Source organism: Amycolatopsis albidoflavus, assembly GCF_039525725.1.
Classification (GTDB): domain Bacteria; phylum Actinomycetota; class Actinomycetes; order Mycobacteriales; family Pseudonocardiaceae; genus Amycolatopsis; species Amycolatopsis albidoflava.
The window spans coordinates 182796-198323 of the sequence record NZ_BAAAHV010000016.1; the positions used below are offsets into that span (position 1 = coordinate 182796).

15 protein-coding genes are annotated in these 15528 nt (G+C 69.3%); 5 read left to right on the top strand and 10 right to left on the bottom strand.

What is annotated here, in order from left to right; translation table 11 throughout:
* Nucleotides 1-93 precede the first annotated feature (93 nt).
* The gene (locus tag ABD156_RS27035) at nucleotides 94-1434 is read left to right on the top strand and encodes a PepSY-associated TM helix domain-containing protein (RefSeq protein WP_344279513.1); all 1341 of its coding nucleotides are present in this window, start codon (nucleotides 94-96) and stop codon (nucleotides 1432-1434) included.
* A complete protein-coding gene (locus ABD156_RS27040) occupies nucleotides 1431-2039 on the top strand; it encodes a DUF5134 domain-containing protein (RefSeq protein ID WP_344279516.1) in 609 nt (202 codons plus the stop codon). Before ABD156_RS27035 ends, ABD156_RS27040 begins: the two co-directional genes overlap by 4 nt.
* Before the next feature lie 119 nt (nucleotides 2040-2158).
* Here the strand turns inward: ABD156_RS27040 and ABD156_RS27045 are convergent, their stop codons facing one another.
* The gene (locus ABD156_RS27045) at nucleotides 2159-2896 is read right to left on the bottom strand and encodes a zf-HC2 domain-containing protein (RefSeq protein ID WP_344279519.1); all 738 of its coding nucleotides are present in this window, start codon (nucleotides 2894-2896) and stop codon (nucleotides 2159-2161) included.
* 101 nt (nucleotides 2897-2997) lie between these two features.
* On the opposite strand from ABD156_RS27045, the gene ABD156_RS27050 reads away from it, so the two are divergent.
* Together ABD156_RS27050 and ABD156_RS27055 are read left to right on the top strand one after the other, a co-directional pair.
* Nucleotides 2998-3567, top strand: a complete 570-nt coding sequence (locus ABD156_RS27050) for a sigma-70 family RNA polymerase sigma factor (RefSeq protein WP_344279521.1) — start codon at nucleotides 2998-3000, stop codon at nucleotides 3565-3567.
* Nucleotides 3568-3618: 51 nt separating this feature from the next.
* The gene (locus tag ABD156_RS27055; RefSeq protein ID WP_344279524.1) at nucleotides 3619-4242 is read left to right on the top strand and encodes a TetR/AcrR family transcriptional regulator; all 624 of its coding nucleotides are present in this window, start codon (nucleotides 3619-3621) and stop codon (nucleotides 4240-4242) included.
* 17 nt (nucleotides 4243-4259) lie between these two features.
* Here ABD156_RS27055 and ABD156_RS27060 read toward each other — a convergent pair whose 3' ends face one another.
* Genes ABD156_RS27060 through ABD156_RS27080 form a run of 5 tightly spaced genes read right to left on the bottom strand, consistent with a single transcriptional unit; the run spans nucleotide 4260 to nucleotide 9026 of the window.
* Complete coding sequence (locus ABD156_RS27060; RefSeq protein ID WP_344279527.1) at nucleotides 4260-5525, bottom strand: acyl-CoA dehydrogenase family protein; 1266 nt, start codon at nucleotides 5523-5525, stop codon at nucleotides 4260-4262.
* A 24-nt stretch (nucleotides 5526-5549) separates the two neighbouring features.
* A complete protein-coding gene (locus ABD156_RS27065; protein WP_344279530.1) occupies nucleotides 5550-6431 on the bottom strand; it encodes an SDR family oxidoreductase in 882 nt (293 codons plus the stop codon).
* A gap of 52 nt (nucleotides 6432-6483) precedes the next feature.
* Complete coding sequence (locus ABD156_RS27070; protein ID WP_344279533.1) at nucleotides 6484-7347, bottom strand: MaoC/PaaZ C-terminal domain-containing protein; 864 nt, start codon at nucleotides 7345-7347, stop codon at nucleotides 6484-6486.
* Between the two features lies 1 nt (nucleotide 7348).
* The gene (locus ABD156_RS27075; protein WP_344279536.1) at nucleotides 7349-7780 is read right to left on the bottom strand and encodes a type II toxin-antitoxin system Rv0910 family toxin; all 432 of its coding nucleotides are present in this window, start codon (nucleotides 7778-7780) and stop codon (nucleotides 7349-7351) included.
* Nucleotides 7781-7820: 40 nt separating this feature from the next.
* Entirely contained in the window at nucleotides 7821-9026 is a 1206-nt protein-coding gene (locus tag ABD156_RS27080; protein WP_344279539.1) for a lipid-transfer protein, read from the bottom strand.
* Nucleotides 9027-9183: 157 nt separating this feature from the next.
* Here ABD156_RS27080 and ABD156_RS27085 point away from each other — a divergent pair, with 157 nt between their 5' ends.
* A complete protein-coding gene (locus ABD156_RS27085) occupies nucleotides 9184-10185 on the top strand; it encodes an AraC family transcriptional regulator (RefSeq protein WP_344279542.1) in 1002 nt (333 codons plus the stop codon).
* 12 nt (nucleotides 10186-10197) lie between these two features.
* Here ABD156_RS27085 and ABD156_RS27090 read toward each other — a convergent pair whose 3' ends face one another.
* The 4 genes from ABD156_RS27090 to ABD156_RS27105 are packed head-to-tail and all read right to left on the bottom strand — an operon-like array spanning nucleotide 10198 to nucleotide 15442.
* The gene (locus tag ABD156_RS27090) at nucleotides 10198-11880 is read right to left on the bottom strand and encodes an FAD-dependent oxidoreductase (RefSeq protein ID WP_344279545.1); all 1683 of its coding nucleotides are present in this window, start codon (nucleotides 11878-11880) and stop codon (nucleotides 10198-10200) included.
* A 16-nt stretch (nucleotides 11881-11896) separates the two neighbouring features.
* Nucleotides 11897-12718, bottom strand: a complete 822-nt coding sequence (locus tag ABD156_RS27095) for an SDR family NAD(P)-dependent oxidoreductase (RefSeq protein WP_344279548.1) — start codon at nucleotides 12716-12718, stop codon at nucleotides 11897-11899.
* Nucleotides 12711-14546 (bottom strand): NAD(P)-binding domain-containing protein, encoded by a 1836-nt coding sequence (locus ABD156_RS27100; protein ID WP_344279551.1) that lies wholly within the window; start codon nucleotides 14544-14546, stop codon nucleotides 12711-12713. The genes ABD156_RS27095 and ABD156_RS27100 overlap by 8 nt, the downstream gene beginning before the upstream one ends.
* Entirely contained in the window at nucleotides 14543-15442 is a 900-nt protein-coding gene (locus tag ABD156_RS27105; RefSeq protein WP_344279554.1) for an AurF N-oxygenase family protein, read from the bottom strand. The genes ABD156_RS27100 and ABD156_RS27105 overlap by 4 nt, the downstream gene beginning before the upstream one ends.
* Between the last annotated feature and the right edge of the window lie 86 nt (nucleotides 15443-15528).

A 15528-nucleotide genomic window follows, 5' to 3' on the forward strand; every position in this document is an offset into this window, starting at 1 on the left:
CGCGGGACACCCGAATGGGTGTTCGCGGACGCCGGGAACCGACTGCCCCGCTCGCCCGACTCCTCAGGAGGCGGACCACGCGAAGGGAGCAGGATGGCCATCGGCACAGACGACGCGCCACGCATCGAACGAGAACCGGCGACCGGATGGGCGGCGCTGCGTCCGCTGGTGTTGCGGCTGCACTTCTACGCGGGAGTGTTCGTCGGCCCGTTCCTGCTGGTCGCCGCGCTGACCGGGATCGCGTACGCGTGGACGCCGCAGCTGGAGCAGGCTGTCTACTCGCAGGAGTTGCATGTCCCGGCCGCCGCTGGCGCGGTGTCGCTGGACCAGCAGGTTCTTGTCGCACGCGGTCAGGTGCCGGACGGGAAGGTGATCGGCGTCCGCCCGGCGCCGTCCGCGACCGACTCCACCCAGGTGATCTTCGACCGTCCGGGCCTGGCTCCGAGCTATCGGTACACAGTGTTCGTCAACCCGCACGACGGCGAGGTCCGGGGCGCGCTGGAGACCTACGGTTCGGGCCAGGCGATGCCGGTCCGCGGCTGGATCGACACCCTGCACCGCAACCTTCATCTCGGCGATTTCGGCCGGTTGTACAGCGAGCTCGCGGCGAGTTGGTTGTGGGTGATCACCCTTGCCGGGCTGGCTTTGTGGCTTGGCCGGCGTCGGCGCTTGCGGGCCGTGCTGCTGCCTTCCGGCGGCAAGCCCGGACGGCGGCGGCTGCGTTCCTGGCACGGCTCGGCGGGGCTGTGGATCGCCGCGGGGCTGCTGTTTCTTTCCGCCACTGGGCTGACGTGGTCGCTGCACGCGGGCGCGAACATCACCGATCTGCGGTCCTCTTTGGACTGGACGACCCCGTCGGTTTCGTCGGCTGCCTCCAGGACTCCGGGAGACGTCGGCTGGCAGGCCGTCCGTGACGCGACCGTGCGGGCCGGATTGTCCGACCCGGTGGAGATCCGGCCGCCTTCCGGGAGCGGCTACGTGGTGCAGCAGACCGGGCGGGGCTGGCCGTCCAAACAGGACTCGATGGCGGTCGATCCCGGTACCGGCGCGATCACGGGGACGCTGAGATTCGCCGACTATCCGCTCGCCGCGAAGCTGAGCCGGTGGGGGATCGACGCGCACATGGGGCTGCTGTTCGGGGTCGCGAACCAGGTGGTGCTGACGGTGCTGGGGGCGGCGCTGGTTTGTGTTGTGGCTTGGGGGTACCGGATGTGGTGGCTGCGGGGCCGCTCCGGGCGATCGGCGGGCGGCGAGGGCCGGTTCGGCCGGTTGCCGATGCGCGGGGCGTGGCGGCGAATCCCCGGACGAGTGCTGGCTCCGGTGCTGGTCGTGGCGGCGGTCGTGGGGTGGTTCCTGCCGGTGTTCGGAGTGTCGCTGCTGGGGTTCCTGGCCGTGGACTGCCTGCTGGGCTTGCGCCGGGAGGTCGCGCGATGATCGCCGAAGCGGGTCTGCGGTGGATCCTCACGCTGCTGTTCGCGGCGGCCGGGGCGTTCTGCCTGTACCGCTGCGCGCGGCGGCCTGGCGTCAGCGGGCGAGTGGCGGACGCGCTGCACGCGGCGATGTGCGCCGGGATGGTCACGATGGCTTGGCCGGCGACGATGACCTTCGCGCGGATGCCACAGGTCGTGTTGTTCGCGACGGCGGCCGGATGGTTCGCGGTGAGCGCGGCGCTCGGCATCGGGCACGGACGGCTGCCGGGAGCGCACCACGCGCTGATGATGGCCGGGATGGCGTGGATGGCGTTCGTGATGCCGTCGGCGATGGCGGGCATGACGATGTCCTCGACGGCGATGGGCGGCGAGCACGCCGGAATGGACATGGGCGACGCGGGCATGACGATGACCGGGAATGCGCCCGCGCACGTGGTGGTGGTCGCGGCTGTGCTGGCGGTGGTCTTTCTGGTCGCCGGGGTCGCGTGGCTGGCCCGGGCGATCGATCACGCCCGGACGGTCGCCCGGCCTGGACGGCGGGAGGCCGGGCTGGCGATGGAGGGCGTGATGAGTTTGGGCATGGCGGTGATGGCGGTCGCGATGATCTGAGCCGCGTGCTGCGGATGAGCAGTGCGTGGCGTGCGATTCGCGGCGCTGCGAGACCCCGTGCTCGCGCGTGTCCGGCCGGGTGAGCTGCTTGGCCGGATACGCGCGAGCGGGGACGGACGTCAGGCGGCGCGGTGCCGTCCGGTCGGGCGTTGGGAGTCGCGGCCGCGCTTCGGGTGCGGGCGGACCAGGGCGAGCGCGCCGTGCGTCGTCACGGTGGTCTGGTCCGGATCGTCGGCGGTGTCGGCGAGGTCCGGGCCAGGCTGGTGCCGCAGCCGGTGCTGGCGGTGGACCGCGTAGAGCAGCGCCAGCCCGACGACGAGGAAGACGTGCGACAGCACCCGGGCGACGGTCACCCGGTCGCCGATCAGGTCGCTGGTCGTCAGCACGGCGAGGACGATCACGAACCCGGTGATCATCGGCAGCTGCCCGGCCGCCGCCCGGGTGCGCAGCGCGGCCCACAGCAGCCCGACGCCGACCGCGAGGTTCCAGGCCGCGCTTTCGTTGATGAGGTGGCCTTCCATGAAACCGCCGCCGTGGGCGTGGTCCATGCCGAGCAGTTGCGCGAACGCGAGCCCGCACTGGACCAGCCCGACCAGCCCCAGCGCGACCCGCAGCCCCCACTTTTCCCGCGGCGGGGCCGGGGTTTGGGCGAGGATCCGGTCGGTGAGGTCGGGCACTTCGGGCGCGCTGCGGACCAGCAGGGTGCGCCGCAGCGCCGCGCTTCGCTCGTACCAGCTCCGGCACGACGCGCAGGTCTCGAGGTGCTGGTCGACCTGCGGTTCGGGCAGCGGACCCGCTTCGCCGTCGAGTCGCGCGGACAGCGCTTCGCGGAAGATTTCACAGCTCACGTCTGTCATAGTCGCTCGGATGCCCGCCCGAGTTCCCGGCGGGTTCGGCGATTTTTCCCGGTACCTGGTCGTGGAACCGCCGCCGATCGGCATGGACTACCGTGACGTCCGTGTCCACCGGCCGCGACAACGACGACGAGCGGATCACCGCGCTGGCCCTCGCCGCAGGCCGCGGTGACCAGGCCGCCTTGGAAGCCTGGGTCCGCGCGACGCAAGCCGACGCGTGGCGCTTCCTGGCCCACCGCACCAGCCCGGCCGACGCGGACGACCTCACCCAGGAAACCTACCTGCGCGCGTTCGGCTCGCTGCCGCGCTTCGCGGGCCGGTCGTCGTCGCGGACGTGGCTGCTGTCCATCGCCCGCCGGGTCGTCGTCGACCGCATCCGCGCGCGCTCGGTCCGCCCCCGCGAATCCACGACGGCCGACTGGCAGCGCGCCGCCGAAGAACAATCGGCCCGGACGCGCACAGCGGGCTTCGAAGATCTGATCGAACTGGGCCTGCTGCTCGACACCCTGGACGAGGATCGCCGGGAAGCCCTGGTGCTGACCCAATTCCTGGGCCTGTCGTACGCGGAGGCGGCCGAGGTCTGCGGCTGCCCGGTCGGCACGGTGCGTTCCCGGGTGTCCCGCGCCCGCGACGATCTCCTGCGGGCGCAGGAGGAGAACGACACCGCGATGTGACGCCGGGTTCTGCCGCGTCTCGCGGGCGGCGGCGAGGTTAGGATGTGCCGGATGAGACCGCGTCCGAAGACTCCGAGTGGCTCCGCCGGATCAGGAACCCGTCAGCGGATCCTCGACGCGGCGGTCGACATGGCGGCCAGGACTGGGCTCCGCAAATTGTCGATGGACGAGATCGCCCGCACCGCGAAGGTCGGGCGAGCCACGCTGTACCTGCATTTCTCCGGTCGCGAAAATCTCGTTTCGGCGATGATCGAGGACCAGCTGGCCCAGTTTCTCGGCGACGTCCGGGAAGTGCTCGAACGCTACGACGACCTCGAGGACCGGCTGATTTTCGGGTTCGCCCACGCTTTCCGGCTGTTGCGCGCCAACCGGGCGCTGCGCACCGTCCTCGAGATCAACCCGCAGATCCTGCATCCCGCGATTCTCGGGGACAGCCACGCGCTGCGGCTGGGCCGGACCCTGGTCGAGTCCACGATGGGCGCCGAGGACCTGCCCGCCGAGACCCGCTCGCTGTTCGCCGAGCACGTCGCGCGGATGTTCCACACCTACATCCTGATCCCGAGCACGCTGGCCGACCTGGACGCGCCCGGCGGGGCGGAGGACTTCGCGCGGCAGTTCCTGGTCCCGGTGCGCAATCATCTGCTCGGGAACGCCCCGGAGGCGGTTGCCCGCTGACCGCCGGGACGCGACGGTCAGCGAGCGCTCAGCAGGCCCTTGGCGACGTGGGTCACCTGGATCTCGTTGCTGCCGGCGTAGATCATCAGCGACTTGGCGTCCCGGGCCAGCTGTTCGACCCGGTACTCGGCCATGTAACCGTTGCCGCCGAACAACTGCACCGCTTCCATGGCGACGTCGGTGGCCGCTCTGGTCGAATACAGCTTCATCGCCGACGCCTGCGCCAGCGTCGGCATCTTGCCCGCCGCGAAACTCTCCAGTGCGGTGAAGACCATGTTCTCGACGTTGAGCCGGGCCACTTCCATTTCGGCCAGCTTCAGCTGAACCAGCTGGAAACGGCCGATCTCCTGGCCCCACAGCGTGCGCGACTTGGCGTAGTCGACGCATAAGCGGTGGCACTCGTTGATGATGCCCATCGACAGAATCGCACAGCCGACTCGCTCGACGGTGAAGCTCGACCGGGCGCTTTCGCGGCCGTCGCCGCCGGTGTGGTTCTCGGTCTCGCCGAGCAGCCGATCTTTGCTCAGGCGCACATTGTCGAAGAACAGTTCGCCGGTGGGCGAGGAGTGCATGCCCATCTTTTTGAATGGCTTGCCTTGGGTGAGGCCTTCCATTCCCTTGTCGAGCACGAAGGTCAGCACCTTGCGTTCGCGCTTGTCGGCACCGTCGCCTTCGTCGAGTTTGGCGTAGACGACGATTGTGTCGGCGAACGGCCCGTTGGTGATGAACGTCTTCTGCCCGTTGAGGAGGTAGCCGTCGCCGTCCCGCTTGACGTAGGTCTTCATGCCGCCGAAGGCGTCCGAGCCGGAGTCGGGCTCGGTGATCGCCCACGCCGCGATCTTCCGCAGCGTGACGATGTCTTTGAGCCAGCGCTGTTTCTGCGCCAGCGTGCCGCGCGAGGCGATGGTCGCCGCGCCGAGGCCGAGGCTGACCCCGACGGCCGCGACGCTGCCCAGCGTCACCCCGGTCAGCTCGCTGACCACGACCGCGGCCATGCTGCCCTGCGCCGCGAGCGGATTGGCTCCGGCCTTCTTGCCCGGCTTCTCCGGCGCCGGTTCGCCCGCGGCGACGCGGTCGGCTTGCGCTTGCTGTTTGGCCAGCATCTTGTCCACGGCTTCGCCGGCCATGGCATCGATGCCGAACTGGCTGAACAGCTTCCGCATGATGTCGTAGGGCGGCAGGTCGCCGTGTTCCAGCTCGTCGAGATGGGGACGGATCTCTTTCTCGATGAATGCGCGGACCGATTCGCGGATCATTTCGTCGGTCTCGGACCATTCGAACATCGTCGTTACTCCGGAATTCGCGGTTCAGGGGAGCCGGGCGGCGATGTCGTCGATCGCCCACGCCTCGTCGGTTTCGATGGTCTTCACGTCGTGCCAGCCGGCGAGTTCGCTGATCGCTCCGCCCTGCACCGCGAACACCTTGCCGGTGATCGGGCACTTCTCCGTCGCCAGGTAGGCGACCAGCGGCGAGATGTTGGCCGGGTTGAACGCGTCGAAGCCGCCTTCGGCCTCGGCTTCGGCGGCCTCGGCCGCCATCAGCGCGCCCATGCCCGGGGTGGCCAGGGTCAGCCGGGTCCGGGCGATCGGGGCGATCGCGTTGGCCCGCACCCCGTAGCGCTGCAGTTCGTCGGCCGCGACCTGGGTCAGCGCGGCGATCGCCGCCTTGGCCGCGCCGTAGTTGGCCTGGCCCGCGTTCGGGACGGTGAGGCCGGACGCCGAGGCGGTGTTGACGACGGCCGCGTTCGGCTGCCGGCCGGCCTTGGATTCGGCCTTCCAGTACGCCGAGGCGTGGTGGAGGACCGCGAAGTGGCCCTTGAGGTGCACTCCGACCACTGCGTCCCAGTCGGACTCGGACAGGGTGGGGATGAAGCCGTCGCGCAGGATGCCCGCGTTGTTGACCACGATGTCCAGCCCGCCGAACTCCGAGATCGCCTGCGCGACCAGAGCTTCCGCGCCCGCCCAAGCGGCGACGTTGTCGGTGTTGGCGACCGCGCGGCCGCCGGCGGCGGCGATCTCGTTCACCACTTCCTGCGCCGGTCCGGCGTCGGTCCCGTCGCCGCTGTTGCTGCCGCCGAGGTCGTTCACCACGACCGCGGCGCCCTCCCGCGCGAACAGCAGCGCGTGCTCACGGCCGATTCCGCGCCCGGCACCGGTGATGACGGCGACCCGGCCTTCCAAAGTACCCATGCGTACTCCTTCGTTGTCTTGGCCGCCGCGGCGGCGGAATCGAGGACTGTCCTCAGTCCGCGATCTCGGCGATGCCGTTGCTGAGAACCACATCGGTTCCGCGCACGGTCTCGAACGCATAAGCGGTGACGCCGTTTTCGGTGCCCGCCTTCCAGATGCGGGTCTCCAAATCGTCGCCGGGGAACACGAACTTCGAGAACCGGACGGCGAATCGCTTGACGCGCGCCACCTCGGAGTCCGCGACCTCGGCGAGCACCCCCCACCCGGCCATCGCCATCGTGCACAGGCCGTGGGCGATGATCCCGGGCAGCCCGGCGTCCTTGGCGACCTCCTCGTCCAGGTGGATCGGCACCGGATCCCCGGAGGCGGGCGCGTATCGGAAGGTCTGGTCGTCGTCGACGTGGTGGGCGGCCTTCGCCAGCGGCGCGGTCTGCTTGATCTCGGCGTGGGGCGCGATCGCCGGAATCGCGTCCCCCACCTTCTCGCCTGCGTCGACATTCCGGAAAAAGCCGGACAGGTACTGCTCGTTGACCAGTTCGCCGGAGCCCTCGTCGCGGCAGACGAGGTGGATGTACACGAGCGAGCCGGTCGATTTGGTCTCCCAGCCGATGACCCGGCCCTGGGAGACCAGCACGTCGCCGGGCTTGATCGCGCGGTGGAAGCGGAAGTCCTGCTCGCCGTGGGCGATCCGGCCGAAGATGTCCATCGGCACCACGTCGACCGCGGGCGCCATCAGGGCGTCGAAGGCCGGGACGACGGCGAACACCGGCGAGCCGACGTCGCCCGCGCGGTGCGCCGGGATCGGGTCGTTGGTGGCGGCGGCGTACTCGGCCAGCCGTTCGCGGGTGACCTCGAAGCGTTCCTGGTCCGACCACAGGTTCAGCCCGTCGCGGTCGAATTCGTACGTGTCGGCCATGTCAGGCTCCGGCGAGGGCGGCGAGCTTGTCCAGCGAGGCCTGCAGCTGTTTGGCGCCGTCCTTCTCGACCGCCTTGCCCAGCGCACCCTTGATCAGCGCGCCCTCGAACTCGCCCGAGACCTGCACGTCGGTGGAGTCGCCGGCCGGGGTCAGCCCGAAGGAGAACGTCGCCTTCACTCCCGCCATGCCGGTGCCGGACAGGACCACCCTGGTGTCGGAGACCTCCTGGACGACCCATTCGATTTTGTTGGCCATGCCCAGCATGAAGATCTTGGCGGTCAGGGCGGCCCCGGCGGTCAGCGCGGCGGGCGGCTCCACCATCCAGCGCTCGTGAATGGTGAACCAGTCGCCCCACGTGGCCGGGTCGGTGATGACGCCCATCAGCTTCTCGGCGGGCGCGGCGAGGGTGGCGGACTTTTCGATGTGCCCCATGCTCGTTCTCCTGGAATTCGGTGCTGTTCAGGGAAAAGGGTCAGCGGTCGGCGCGCTGGTAGGCGGTCACGACCGCAGCGCCGCCGAGGCCGATGTTGTGCTGCAGCGCGGCGGTCACGTTGTCGACCTGGCGCTTGCCTGCGGTGCCGCGCAGCTGCCAGGTGAGCTCGGAGCACTGCGCCAGCCCGGTGGCGCCGAGCGGATGGCCTTTCGAGATCAGGCCGCCGGACGGGTTGACGACCCACTTGCCGCCGTAGGTGGTCTGGTTGTCGTCGAGCAGACGGCCGGCCTCGCCGGGCGCGCACATCCCCAGTGCCTCGTACAGCAGCAACTCGTTGGCGGAGAAGCAATCGTGCAGTTCGATGACCTGGAAGTCCTCCGCGCCCAGCCCCGCCTGCGCGTAGACCTGCCGGGCCGCTTGGACATTCATGTCGTAGCCGATGATGTTCTTGGCCGTGCCGTCGAACGTGGACCGGAAGTCGGTGGTCATCGCCTGGCCGACGATCTCGACCGCCTGGCCGGCGAGACCGTGCTGGTCCACGAAGTCCTCGCTCGCCACGATCGCCGCACCGGAGCCGTCCGAGGTCGGCGAGCACTGCAGTTTGGTGAGCGGGTCGTAGATCATCCGCGAGCCGAGGATCTCGTCCATGGTGTACTCGTCGCGGAATTGCGAGTACGGGTTGTTGACCGAGTGCTGGTGGTTTTTGAACCCGATCCGCGCGAAATGCTCGGGCGTGGTCCCGTGCTCCTTCATGTGCTCGCGACCGGCCGCGCCGAACATCCACGGCGCGGGCGGGAACAGCACCTCGGAGATTTCGGCCAGCGCCTGCATGTGGTTGGCCATCGGCTGCTCGCGGTCGTCGAAAGTGGAGCCGAGCGAACCCGGCTGCATCTTCTCGAAACCGAGCGCCAGCGCGCACTCCGCCGAGCCGCCGCGGATCGCCTGCGCCGCCAGGTACAGGGCGGTCGAGCCGGTCGAGCAGTTGTTGTTCACGTTGACGACCGGGATGCCGGTCATCCCGAGTTCGTAGACGGCGCGCTGCCCGGAGGTGGACTCGCCGTAGACGTATCCGACGTAGGCCTGCTGCACCTGGTCGTAGCCGATGCCCGCGTCGGCGAGGGCGTTGGAGCCGGATTCGCGGGCCATGTCCGGGTAGTCCCACACGCTGCCGTCGTCGTTCAGCCTGCGGCCCGGCTTCTCGAATTTCGTCATGCCGACGCCGATGACGAATACGCGACGTGTCACGGGCAGTTCCTCTCTGTCGGCCGCCGTTCCAGCGGCGGTTTCGACGCTAGGAGCCCGGGCGGCTCGAACCGAGGACCGCGACGGGCTTCTTGGGGGACCGAAACGATCCTCGGCGCAGGTACAGTTCGGTCCGAACCTCCGACGCTGAAGGAGCCAGGTGGCGTACACGATTCCGATGCGGTTTTTCCGGGCGACGGTCGAGTCGCTGGTGAAGCGCGGCATCGATGTACAGCACGCGCTGCGCAGTGCGGGCCTGGACTGGCAGCTGTACGCCGAGGACCGGGCGCGGATGACCCCGGAGCAGGCGACCCGCGTGGTGCGGGCCTTGTGGGCGGACACCGACGACGAATTGCTCGGCCTGGGGCCGCGGCCGATGCCTCGCGGGACATTGCGGCTGGCCGGCCTGACGATCATCCACACCCGCGATCTGCGCACCGCGCTGGCTCGCATGCTGGAGCTGTCCACGGTGAGCACGGGCATCGCGTGGACGCTGCGAACCGACGACGCCGGCGTCGTCACCCTCAGCAGCGACCTGCCCCCGGGCGCCCGCATCGATCCGTTCGTGGCGTTTTCGATGGTCGGTGGCATGCAACGGTTCGCGGGCTGGTTGATCGGAGCGCCGATCACGCTGCGGTCCCTCGAATTCCCGTTCGACGCGGAGCACCTTGGCACCGAGTACGCGCTGATCTTCGGTGCGCAGCCGACGTTCCGCGCGGCGCGGATCGCCGCGTCCTTCGACGCTTCACTGCTGCCCGCTCCGGTGATCCGGGACGAGGCCGATCTCAAGCAGCTCCTGCGCGACGCCCCGGGCGCGCTGTTCTACACGCAGGAACAATTGGCGACCGCCACGGCACGTGTCCGCACGATCCTGGAGCGAAACCCGGACGGGCCGTGGCTCGCCGCGGACGAACTGGCCCGGCGGCTGTCGATCAGCGCCCCGCACATGCGACGCCTGCTGCGCGCCGAAGGCACCGCACAGCGCCGGATCCAGGAGGAGATCCTTCGCGACCGCGCGGTCACTGCTCTGGTCCACGGCTCCGAGCCGATCGCGGACATCGCCGCGCGCCTGGGCTATTCCGAGCCCAGCGCGTTCCGCCGGGCGTTTCACCGATGGACCGGCAGCGCGCCGATCGACTACCGCACCGGCCGGGCTGAGTGACTCGCGCGGCGGTCAGCGAGAGCGGGGCAGCAGCCTGAGGCGGCGCGGGCGGGCCGCGGAGAGCATCGAGGAACGGTCGACCAGTTTGCGGCGCGGACGGCCGACCGCCGCGGCCGCGCGTTCCGCGGCGTCGATCTCCGCCCAGCCTCGGCTGTCGACGACCTCGGGCTGCCGTCCGCGAACCAGGCGCGCCAGTTCTTTCTCCCCGGCCTGAGGCGCGGTCAGCCGGTCCGCGACGAAGTCCTCCAGCAGATTCGCGACCGTCTCCTGTGCACATAAGCGATTCGTGCCGATGACACCCGAGGGGCCGCGCTTGATCCAGCCGCTGGCGTACACGCCGGGCAGCGCGCTCGTTCCGTCGAAGACCCGGCCCGCCCGGTTGGGCACCGTGCCGGTGGCCGCGTCGAAGGGAACGCCGGGCAATTCGGTGCCCTGGAACCCGATCGAACGGATGACCAGACCGGTCTCCAGGGTCTCGGTGCGGTCGCTGGCGACGGCGCGACGAGTTCCGTCGGCGTCGACGCGGACCTCGGTCGCGGCGACCACGACACCCTCGACGCGCTCGTCACCGACGATCTCCACCGGAACAGTGTTGAAACGAAACACAATCCGCTTGCGTCCCGGTTCACGCGGCTGCTGGGCGGAAGGTAAACCGGCCAGCAGCTTCAGCTTCTGCCGCGTGGGTTCGTCGTCGGCGGCGATTTCCCCGAGCGGCTGCGGCGAGTCGACGACGACGTCCACACCGCGCAGCTGGGTCAACGCGAGCAGCTCAGGCGTCGTGAACGCGGCATCGGCGGCGCCGCGGCGGCCGAGGATCACTACCTCGTCGATAGTGCTGCGCCGTAACGTTTCCAGCGCGTGGTCGGCCATGTCAGTGGTCGCCAGCTGGTCCGGGTCGGTCAACAGCAACCGGGCCATGTCGAGTGCGATGTTGCCGTTGCCGACGATCACCGCGCGCCGTCCCGTCAGGTCCGGATCGAGCGACGAGTGGTCAGGATGCCCGTTGTACCAGGCGACGAAGCGCGTCGCGGCCACCGAACCGGGCAGCTCCTCGCCGGCGATGCCCAACCGGCGGTCGGCTGAGGCTCCGTAGGCGTAGACGACCGCGTGGTGATGGCGCATCAGTTCGGCGTGGCTCACCTGCGTGCCGACCTCGACGTTGAGGAACAGCGCGAACCGCTCGGATTGCTCGCGGTCGAACCGGAACTGGCCGACCACCTGTTTCGTCGCCGGATGATCGGGCGCGACGCCGTGCCGGACGAGCCCGAACGGGGTCGGCAGCCGATCGAACATCGCGACGCGGACGTCCGGCTGGGCAAGCAGTTCCTTCGCGCAGTACCACGCGGCCGGACCGGCCCCGACGATCGCGACCCGCAGTGGCTCCCGGCCGAGGGTGACGTACGGCGGCGGAACCTGGTATCGCCAGCCCGGTTCGACCGGGTTGTCGGCGTAATAAGCCGCGTTCATCTCCGCGTAGGGCGCTTGCTCCGGGCTCAGCGCGGTGTCGGCTTTGATCGCGTCGACCGGACACCGGTCTGCGCAGGCACCGCAGTCGATGCACGTGTCCGGATCGATGTAGAGCATTTCCGCGGTCGCGAATCCCGGCTCGCCGGGGGCGGGGTGGATGCAGCCGATCGGACAAGCCGCCAGGCAGGACGCGTCGTTGCAGCAGTTCTGGGTGATGACGTAGGCCATGTCCATCCTTGGGGAGTCACACCGAGAGCAGGCGAGCGGCTTTCTCGACAGCGAAGGAATAACGCGCGCCGAGCAGCCGGGGCAGGGCCGCGATCGCCCAGGCGTCGGGTCCGACGAGAATGCGGGCCCGGTCGCGCCGCAGCCCGGCGATGATGGTGCGCGCGGCGGAATCGGGCGTGGTGAGGGCGACCCGGTCGAACAACGCCGCCACCGCCGCCTGGTCGTCGCCGTCGCCGACTCGCGCGGTGCGGGCGATCGCGGTTTTGATCCCGCCGGGGTGGACGCAGCTGACGGACACGGGCTGCCGTTCGATCCGCAGTTCCTGCCGGAGTGACTCGGTGAATCCCCGGACCGCGAACTTGGACGCGTTGTACGCCGAGTCCTTCGGCGCCGAGATCAGCCCGAACACCGACGACACGTTCGCCACCTGTCCCGAGCCGGACGCGATCAGGTGCGGCAGGAACGCGCGGGTTCCGTGCACCACGCCCCAGAAGTTGATGTCCATGATCCAGGCCATGTCCTCGTCGGTCATCGCCCGCACCCCGGCGTGCACTGCCACGCCGGCGTTGTTGATCACCAGATGCACCGCGCCGAGGCGGTCGGCGACGGCGTCGGCGTGCGCGTAGACCGCGTCTCGATCGGACACGTCGAGCGCGAAGTGCTCGACGTCGGCCGCGCGGCGGAGCTGGCATTCCCGCGCGGTCGCGGCGACCGCGTCGGCGTTGATGTCGGACAGGGCCAGCCGGGCGCCCTGGTAAGCCAGCCGGCAGGCCAGCGACCGGCCGATGCCGCTGCCAGCACCCGTGATGGCGACGACGCGGCCACGATAATCACGCATCAGGGTCTCCGTGCTCGGCGGGGCTGGGAAGGCTGAACAGCAGGTCGAGTTCGGCGTCCATCGGCGGCGGATACGGGTACGCCCCGCGCCCGTGGATCCGCGAGCCGCCCCACGGATCGACGTCGACGAGCAGGCCGTCGACCGGCTCGTTGTCCTCGATGCGCAGCTGGACCGGCAAGTTGTTGCGCACGTGCAGCTCCGTCAGCCGCGGCGACGGCGCGACCCGGCCGTACCAGCGGATCGTGTTCTCCACCGGTTCGTAAGTCGCCTGCACGTGGATCTGCACCGGGTGGCGGGTTCCGTCCTGGGCGATCAGCTCGGCCGGGCCGGAGTAGTCCTCGTCTTCTTCCCGGTCGCCGAGCCGGCTGAATTCGAAGTCGCCGAGGTTGGCGGTGCGGGTGCGTTTCCAGTAAGCCAGCGTGGTCTCCGGCCAGATCGCCCGGTTGACGCCGTTGGCGTCCAGATACCAGCTGCTGCACCCGCCTGCCGTCCAGACCGTGCCTTCGGACTTGCGTTGCAGCTGCCGGTTGAACTGCGCCTGCACGTGCGCCTTGACCTCGACCCGGGTGTGCTCGCGGCGGTTCATCGCGGCGAGCAGCTGCACGATGTAGCGGACCTGGGCCTCGATGATGAAGACGATCGACTGGTTGCCGACGCCGGTATTCGGTCCGACCAGGGTGAAGTAGTTCGGCAGCCCATGGGCGGCGACTCCCAGATAGCCTTCGGGCCCGTCCGCCCACAGGTCCTGGATGGTGCGCCCGTTCCGGCCGGTCAGCACCAGGTCGGCGGCCGCGTCGGTCACCTTGAATCCGGTGCCGTACACGATCGCGTCGACCGGATGACGTGATCCGTCCGCGGTGATGACCCCGTCTTCGGCGACCTCCCGGATCGGCTCGGTCACCAGGTCCACATTGTCCCGCTGCAGCGCCGGAAAATAGCCGTTGTCCATGACGGTGCGCTTGCAGCCCATCTCGTAGTCGGGCCGCAGCTTGGCGCGCAACGCCGGGTCGGGGACCTGGCGGTCCAGATGCCACTGCGCGACCCGGCGCAGGATCGGCATGTACTTCGGGTTCAGGAACGCCGCGGTCGCCGCCTCGTGACTGAAATAGATTCCGGCGCGGACCAGGCGGCGCAGGCCGGGAATCGCCCGGTAAGCCGTCCGCTCGGCCAGCCCGATGGAGCGGTCGAATTTGGGCAGGCACCAGTTGGGGGTGCGCTGGAACACCGACAAATGCCCGGCCTGCTTGGCGACCTCGGGGATGAACTGCACCGCGCTGGCGCCGGTGCCGATGACGGCGACCCGCTTGCCCGCGAAGTCGAATTCGTGGTCCCACTGCGAGGAATGGAAGGCGGTGCCCGCGAAACGCTCGACGCCCGGCAGGTCGGGCACGCTGGGAATGTGAAGCGGTCCGGTGCCCGAAATGATCGACCGGGCGGTGAACGTGCCGCGGCTGGCGGTCCGCACCGTCCAGGTGTCGGTGTCGTCGTCGAAAATCTGCGAGACCACCTCAGCGCCGAAGACGATGCTGCGGCGCAGATCGTACGCATCGGCGACGCCGCGCAGGTAGCCGAGAATCTCGGGCTGCTGGGCGTATCCCCGTGTCCAGTGCGGATTCGGCGCGAACGAGAACGAGTACATCAACGACATCACGTCGCAGGCCGCACCGGGATAGGTGTTTTCGCGCCAGGTCCCGCCCACGTCGTCGGCCTTCTCAAGCACCACGAAATTGTCGATGCCCGCCTCGCGAAGTTTCACGGCGGCGCAGAGGCCGCCGAACCCGGTGCCGATGACCAGGACTTCGAAGACGAGCGCTTCCGGCGCGCTCACGCGAGGAATCCGTATCGGCGCCACGCGGCCCGGGACACGACGTTGAGCAGGTTGTTGTCCTCCAGGAATTCGCGGAAGTCGGCGAACGCGGCCCGGCGGCCGGCCCGGTTGTACTCGTTGGCCTTGGCCTGGCGAACCGCTTCCCTGACCGGCAGCCCGCAGCGTTCGTACGCGCGCTTGTCATTGAACATCTTGTCGAGGATGAAGGCGGCGGCGCCGTTCGCGGTCGCGCAGAAGGTCCGTGACCACCAGGGCGCGGTCTGCATGCGCCGGCGCACGCCTTCGCGGGCGAAGCGGATGTGGCGGGCTTCCTCGGCGATGTGAATGCGCATGGTCTGAGCCACGATCGGCTGCAGTCCCGGGTGGGCGAGGTATTTGCGCTGCACGTCGTCGATGACTTCCTCGCCGCACAGCGCCGCGACGTAGAGCATCAAGCCGCGATACAGGAACGGCATCGCCTGGACGGCCAGGACTTGCAGGCGGGACAACCGGTAGGGCTCGGCGCCGATCGCGCTCACCATCTTGCCGAACATCACCATGTGCCGGGTCTCGTCGCCCAGTTCGGTCAGGGCGTAGTGCACGTGCGGCGAGGTGGGGTCCTGATACAGCATCGTCCGCAGCAGGCCCTGGTTGAGCGTGTTCTCGAACCACACCGCGCGGCTGAAGGTGTTGGCGACCTCCTGCCGCGAGAGCTCCACCCGCTCGCGATGGGACATCTTCTCCCACAGCGGCGTTCCGTAGAGGCTGATCGTCTCCGGCGGCATGTAGAAGAGGTCGGGATCCTGGGGCGCGTCCCAGTCGATCTCGACCAGCGAGTTGTGCGATCGCCGGATCGAACCGCCGAGCAAGCGCGCGGCGACTTGATCGCGAGTTGTCCGGCGTGACGGCGTCGTCATGTCGTCCTCCTGACCCGGGCTGGGGAGCTCGGCTTTCCACCGGCACCGGACTAGAAGACTAGACACTTTTTGCTTATTCGTCCATC